A 6,121-nucleotide genomic window follows, 5' to 3' on the forward strand; every position below is an offset into this window, starting at 1 on the left:
GACCGGGCCCTCCGCCCTCGCCGACCACGACGCCGACCTGAGCTTCGTCCTCGAACCGGAGGCCCGGGGCCGCGGCCTCGCCACCCGCGCCGTGCTGCTCGCCTGCGGTCACGCCCGCGCCGCCGGCGCCCGCCGCGCCGTGATCGTCACGACCGCCGGGGACGCGACCGCGTCCGCCGTCGCCCTGCGGGCGGGCTTCGCCCACCGGGGCCAGATCAGCCACGCGGACGGCACCCTCCTCGACTGGCACGTCCGCCCGTTCGACCGGCCCTGACCGCCGCCGGTCGGGCGCCCGCGCCCCCGGCCGGGCGGGCCGTCAGGCCAGGATGCCGCTGCCGTGCGGCGCGTACAGGTCGAGCAGGCGCACCCGGGTCACCTGGAGGCGGTGGGCGAGGATCCTGCCGACCCAGTACGTCACCGAGTAGCCGAACGACTCGTCCGTGCGGCACATCGAGCGCACCGCCGTGCCGTCGAACTCGTACGCCCTGACCGGCGTCATCGCCTCGGCGCCGGACTGGCACAGATACGGCGGGAACATCCACGACAGGCCCACCAGCTCGCCGTGCCGCAGCGTCTCGATGACCGGCGAGCCGCGTCCCGGCACCTTCGCGTCCAGGGTGACTGCGCCGGTCTTCACGATCCAGAACCGGTCCGCGCGGTCCTGTTCCTCGAACAGCCGGTGACCGGACTCGAAGTACACGTCCTCGGCGAAGGCCATGAGCCGCTCCCGGTGCTCCGGCGGCAGCGTGCTGACCTTGGGTGCGGCGGTGCTCATGACGGCCTCCTCGGCGCTCCGGCGGTGCGTCCGACTCCAGTGTCCGCCGCACACGCGCCGTACGCCGACACCGACCCGGCCCGTCACACGGACGCCGTACGCGCCTGACGCCTCGCCCGCACCACCGGTCGCGGGGGTCTCACCGTGCGCTTACGGTGAAGGCGTCCCGGCGTGCGCCCGTCCGACGGAGGGCGGAGCATGAACGTGGGCAGAAGCGGCAATGCGGGCGCGGACCCAGGAGGGTGCCATGGCCGTCCCGGAAGGGGGCGACGCACTCGTCGTCCTCGAAGACGTCGACAAACACTTCGGCACGCTCCACGTGCTCCAGTCCATCGACCTCACCATCCACCGCGGGGAGGTCGTGGTCGTCATCGGGCCCTCCGGGTCCGGCAAGTCCACGCTCTGCCGCGCCATCAACCGCCTGGAGACCATCGACTCCGGCACGATCACCATCGACGGCAAGCCGCTGCCGGCGGAGGGCAAGGAACTGGCCGCGCTCCGCGCCGACGTCGGCATGGTCTTCCAGTCCTTCAACCTCTTCGCGCACAAGACGGTGCTCGGCAACGTCACCCTCGGCCAGGTCAAGGTCCGCAGGACGGACCGCAAGAAGGCCGAGGAGCGTGCCCGGTCCCTCCTGGAGCGGGTCGGGGTGGCCAACCAGGCGGACAAGTACCCGGCGCAGCTGTCCGGCGGCCAGCAGCAGCGCGTGGCGATCGCCCGCGCGCTCGCCATGGAACCGAAGGTGATGCTGTTCGACGAGCCGACGTCGGCCCTCGACCCGGAGATGATCAACGAGGTCCTGGAGGTCATGCAGCAGCTGGCCAGGGACGGCATGACGATGGTGGTGGTCACGCACGAGATGGGCTTCGCCCGCTCGGCCGCCAACCGCGTGGTCTTCATGGCCGACGGGCGGATCGTCGAGTCGGCCACCCCCGACGAGTTCTTCGGCAACCCGCGCAGCGAACGCGCCAAGGACTTCCTGTCCAAGATCCTCAAACACTGACCGACCGCCGGCCCGACGAGGGACGGCCGCACCTCCCGTCCCACGAGGGACACCCGCACCGCGGACCCCGCAAGGGGCGCCCGCACCAACGACCCGTACGTACCCGTACGTACCCGTACCACCGTAATCAGCGTGGGGTGATGACCATGAACCGCTTCAGGAACCGCAGGCTCGCCGTGGCCGCGGCCGCCGCGGTCGTCCTCTCCTTCACCGCCGCCGCGTGCAGCGACGACGGTGGTGGCGGATCGGGCGGCGGAGACGACGAGAAGATCACCGTCGGCATCAAGTTCGACCAGCCCGGACTCGGGCTGAAGACCCCGGACGGCAAGTACACCGGCCTCGACGTGGACGTGGCGACGTACGTCGCCAAGGAACTGGGCTACGACCCGGGCGACATCGACTGGAAGGAGGCGAAGAGCGCCGACCGCGAGACGCTGCTGCAGCGCGGCGACGTCGACTTCATCGCCGCCACGTACTCGATCACCCCCCAGCGGTCCGAGAAGGTCGACTTCGCCGGTCCCTATCTGCTCGCCCACCAGGACGTGCTGATGCGTTCCGACGACGACTCGATCACCAAGCCGGCCGACCTCAACAACAAGAAGCTCTGCTCGGTCACCGGCTCCACCTCCGCGCAGAACGTCAAGACGAAGCTGGCTCCGCAGGCCCAGCTCCAGGAGTACGGCGGCTACTCCGAGTGCCTGACCGGCCTGGAGAACAAGGTCATCGACGCCCTGACCACCGACGACACGATCCTCGCGGGGTACGCGGCGCAGCCCGAGTTCCAGGGCAAGTTCAAGCTCGGCGGCTTCAAGATGAGCAACGAGAACTACGGCATCGGCGTCCAGAAGGGCAGCGAACTCAAGGCCCAGATCAACGAGGCGCTGGAGAAGATGGTCGCCGACGGCTCCTGGCAGGCCGCCGTCGACAAGAACCTCGGACCTGCCGGATACCAGAACGAACCGCCTCCGAAGATCGGCGTCGTGGTCCCCTGAGCAGGCAGCCGTGTTCGACTTCCTCCAGGACTACGACATCCTGGGAGCCTTCTGGACCACGATCCAGCTGACGTTCTGGTCCGCGATCGGCTCCCTCGTCTGGGGGACGCTGCTGGCCGCCATGCGGGTCAGCCCCGTCCCCCTCATGCGGGGCTTCGGCACCGTCTACGTCAACATCGTCCGCAACATCCCGCTCACCGTCATCATCGTCTTCACCTCGCTCGGTCTCTTCCAGACCCTCGGCGTCAGCCTCGGCGCCAAGGACTTCACCGGCATCAACTTCCGGCTCGCCGTCCTCGGCCTCATCGCCTACACCGCCGCGTTCGTGTGCGAGGCGCTGCGCTCCGGGATCAACACCGTGCCGCTCGGCCAGGTCGAGGCGGCCCGCGCGATCGGCCTCAACTTCACCCAGACGCTGCGTCTGGTCGTGCTGCCCCAGGCCTTCCGCTCGGTGGTCGGCCCGCTCACCAACGTCCTGATCGCCCTGACGAAGAACACCACCGTCGCCGCGACCATCGGCGTCGCCGAGGCGGCCCTGCTGATGCGCGAGATGATCGAGAACGAGGCCCAGCTGATCCTCATCTCCGTGATCTTCGCCTTCGGCTTCATCTGCCTCACCCTGCCCACCGGCCTGTTCCTCAACTGGGTCGCCAAGAAGGTGGCGGTGAAACGATGAAGGAGAAGCCCACCGTCCTCTACGACGTCCCCGGCCCGCGCGCCCGCCGCCGCAACGTGCTCTACACCGTGCTGTTCGTCATCGCGGTGGCCGCGATCATCTGGTGGGTGGTGGACAGCCTCGCCGCCAAGAACCAGCTCGAGGGCGAGAAGTGGGACCCGTTCTTCACCGACTCGCGCGTCTGGACCACGTACATCCTGCCGGGCCTGAAGAACACCGTGATCGCCGCCGCCCTCGCCATGGTCATCGCCCTGCCGCTCGGCGCGCTGTTCGGCATCGCCCGGCTCTCCGACCACCGGTGGGTCCGGGCCGCGGCCGGCACGGTCGTGGAGTTCTTCCGCGCCATCCCGGTGCTGATCCTCATGCTCTTCGCCAACGCCGCCTACTCGGAGTTCACCGACGTCAGCCCCGAGAACCGGCCCCTGTACGCGGTCGTCACCGGCCTCGTCCTGTACAACGCGTCCGTCCTCGCCGAGGTGGTCCGCGCGGGCATCCTCGCCCTGCCGTCCGGACAGACCGACGCGGCCAAGGCGATCGGCATGCGCAAGGGCCAGACCATGACGAACGTGCTGCTGCCGCAGTCCGTCACCGCCATGCTGCCGGCGCTCGTCAGCCAGCTCGTCGTCATCGTCAAGGACACCGCGCTCGGCGGCGCGATGCTCGGCTTCTCCGAGCTCCTCGCCTCCGTCCGCCCGATGAGCGCCAACTACGGGGCGAACACCATCGCGTCGTTCACCATCGTGGCCGTCGTCTTCGTCGTCCTCAACTTCCTCCTCACCTCCTTCGCCTCCTGGCTGGAGGGCCGGCTGCGCCGCGGCAAGCGGACCACCGGCGCGGTGGTCGGCGTCGAGGCCGTCGAGGAACTCAACCGCCCGGGCGAACACCCCACCGAACCCGGCGACCGGCCATGAGATCCGCCCCACGTCGTCATCCCGAGCCCTCGCGCTGCCGGGAATCCCGGGCATGACCGACACGCCGCCCGCCTCAGCCGGTCCGCCGTCCCCGCCGCGCCCGCCAGGTCCCCGCACTCCGCGCACTCCGCCCACCCGCACCCAGCGGCTGTTCGCCGCGCTCTCCGGGATCCTCGCCGGCTACGGCGGGCTCGCGGCGGCCGGGCTCGTCGCGGTCCTCGTGCGGCCCGAGGCCGGGCCGGTGCCGGCCGTCGGGGACGCTGTCGTCGACCTCACGCCCACCGGCGTCAAGGAATGGGCGATCCGGACGTTCGGCGAGAGCGACAAGGCCGTCCTGGAGTTCGGCGTCCTGGTGCTGCTGGCCGCCCTCGCGGCCGGCCTCGGCCGACTCGCCCTGCGCCGTACGGCCGCCGCGCTCGCCGGCGTCGCCGCGGTCGGCGCCGTCGGGGCGCTCGCCGCCGTCACCCGCCCCGACTCCTCGTCCCCCGCCGACGCCCTGCCCTCGCTCGTCGGCGCCGCCACGGCCGCCGCCCTGCTGCACCTCCTGGTGCGGCGCCTCACCCGCCCGCGGCCGGCCGCCGCACCGGGCGCGGACCGACGCGGAGTCCTCGTCGCCGCGGCGGGCGTGGCGGCGGGCGCCACCGGCGCCCTGCTCCTCGGCCGTACGGTGGGCTCGACGCGTTCCGGGCACGCCACGGCCTCCCGCAACGCCCTGCGGCTGCCCCGGCCGGTCTCGCCCGCGCCCGCCGTGCCGCCCGGCGCCCAGCTGCCCGTCGAGGGCATCAGCCCCTTCGTCACCCCGAACCGCGACTTCTACCGCGTCGACACCGCCCTCGTCGTCCCGCGCGTCGACGCCGACACCTGGCGGCTGCGCATCCACGGCAGGGGAGTGGCCCGCGAACGCGTCCTCACCCTGCCCGAGCTGCTGCGCCGCGAGGTGGTCGAGCGCGACATCACCCTCGCCTGCGTCTCCAACGAGGTCGGCGGCACACTCGTCGGCAACGCCCGCTGGCTCGGCGTCCGCCTCGCCGACCTGCTCCGCGAGTGCGGGGTGCGCCCGCCCTCGGCCGGCGGGCCCGCCGACCAGCTCGTCGCCCGTTCCGTCGACGGCATGACCATCGGCACGCCGGTGCAGGACGTCATGGACGGCCGCGACGCCCTCCTCGCCTTCGGCATGAACGGCGAACCGCTGCCCTTCACCCACGGCTTCCCCGTGCGCATGGTCGTCCCCGGCCTCTACGGCTACGTGTCGGCCTGCAAGTGGATCACGTCCCTTGAGCTCACCACCTTCGACGCGTACGACGCCTACTGGGTGCCGCGCGGCTGGGCCGCCCGGGCCCCGGTCAAGACCCAGTCCCGGATCGACACCCCGCGCTCCGCGAGCGGCGTGACCGCCGGGCGGGTCACCGTCGCCGGCGTCGCCTGGGCCCAGCACCGGGGCGTCTCCCGCGTCCAGGTACGCGTCGACGAAGGGCCCTGGCAGGACGCCGAGCTCGGGACCGAGGCCGGCCGCGACACCTGGCGCCAGTGGCGCTACCGCTGGCAGGCCGCCCCGGGCCGGCACACCCTCACCGTGCGCGCCACCGACGGCACCGGAGCCGTACAGACCGAACGACGCACCGGCACGATGCCGAACGGCGCGACGGGCCTGCACTCGGTGACCGTCACGGTGAAGGAGTAGCACCCGGCGCCGTGGGCGCCGCCGGCCTGACGCGCGGCGGAGCGGGCACCGCGTGAGGCGCCGCCGGGGCGACCGCCGATGCC

7 protein-coding genes are annotated in these 6,121 nt (G+C 72.0%); 6 read left to right on the forward strand and 1 reads right to left on the reverse strand.

Annotation, left to right across the window (positions count from 1 at the left end):
* On the forward strand, positions 1 to 274 hold a 274-nt coding region (locus ESG85_RS02590), incomplete at its 5' end, for a GNAT family N-acetyltransferase (protein WP_164986145.1).
* 42 nt (positions 275 to 316) lie between these two features.
* On the opposite strand, the gene ESG85_RS02595 is transcribed toward ESG85_RS02590, so the two are convergent.
* On the reverse strand, positions 317 to 775 hold the full coding sequence (locus tag ESG85_RS02595) for a Crp/Fnr family transcriptional regulator (protein WP_128976365.1): 459 nt from the start codon (positions 773 to 775) through the stop codon (positions 317 to 319).
* A gap of 247 nt (positions 776 to 1,022) precedes the next feature.
* Here ESG85_RS02595 and ESG85_RS02600 point away from each other — a divergent pair, with 247 nt between their 5' ends.
* From ESG85_RS02600 to ESG85_RS02620, 5 genes are all read left to right on the forward strand, one after another.
* Positions 1,023 to 1,778: an amino acid ABC transporter ATP-binding protein gene (locus tag ESG85_RS02600; RefSeq protein WP_128976366.1), complete on the forward strand. Its 756-nt coding sequence runs from the start codon at positions 1,023 to 1,025 to the stop codon at positions 1,776 to 1,778.
* A 140-nt stretch (positions 1,779 to 1,918) separates the two neighbouring features.
* Positions 1,919 to 2,770, forward strand: a complete 852-nt coding sequence (locus ESG85_RS02605) for a glutamate ABC transporter substrate-binding protein (RefSeq protein WP_181018941.1) — start codon at positions 1,919 to 1,921, stop codon at positions 2,768 to 2,770.
* 10 nt (positions 2,771 to 2,780) lie between these two features.
* Entirely contained in the window at positions 2,781 to 3,446 is a 666-nt protein-coding gene (locus ESG85_RS02610) for an amino acid ABC transporter permease (protein ID WP_128976367.1), read from the forward strand.
* Positions 3,443 to 4,357 carry an amino acid ABC transporter permease gene (locus ESG85_RS02615; protein ID WP_128976368.1) on the forward strand — a complete coding sequence of 305 codons (915 nt, stop codon included), beginning with the start codon at positions 3,443 to 3,445 and terminating at the stop codon, positions 4,355 to 4,357. Before ESG85_RS02610 ends, ESG85_RS02615 begins: the two co-directional genes overlap by 4 nt.
* A gap of 52 nt (positions 4,358 to 4,409) precedes the next feature.
* The gene (locus ESG85_RS02620) at positions 4,410 to 6,038 is read left to right on the forward strand and encodes a molybdopterin-dependent oxidoreductase (RefSeq protein WP_128976369.1); all 1,629 of its coding nucleotides are present in this window, start codon (positions 4,410 to 4,412) and stop codon (positions 6,036 to 6,038) included.
* Positions 6,039 to 6,121 lie beyond the last annotated feature (83 nt).

This window comes from Streptomyces roseicoloratus (assembly GCF_004117935.1).
Classification (GTDB): Bacteria; Actinomycetota; Actinomycetes; order Streptomycetales; family Streptomycetaceae; genus Streptomyces; species Streptomyces roseicoloratus.

Excerpts from the sequence above, each read along its gene's own strand:
- ESG85_RS02595 (WP_128976365.1), bottom strand. The coding sequence starts at position 775 with ATGAGCACCGCCGCACCCAAGGTCAGCACGCTGCCGCCGGAGCACCGG.
- ESG85_RS02600 (WP_128976366.1), top strand. The coding sequence starts at position 1,023 with ATGGCCGTCCCGGAAGGGGGCGACGCACTCGTCGTCCTCGAAGACGTC.
- ESG85_RS02605 (WP_181018941.1), top strand. The coding sequence starts at position 1,919 with ATGACCATGAACCGCTTCAGGAACCGCAGGCTCGCCGTGGCCGCGGCC.
- ESG85_RS02615 (WP_128976368.1), top strand. The coding sequence starts at position 3,443 with ATGAAGGAGAAGCCCACCGTCCTCTACGACGTCCCCGGCCCGCGCGCC.
- ESG85_RS02620 (WP_128976369.1), top strand. The coding sequence starts at position 4,410 with ATGACCGACACGCCGCCCGCCTCAGCCGGTCCGCCGTCCCCGCCGCGC.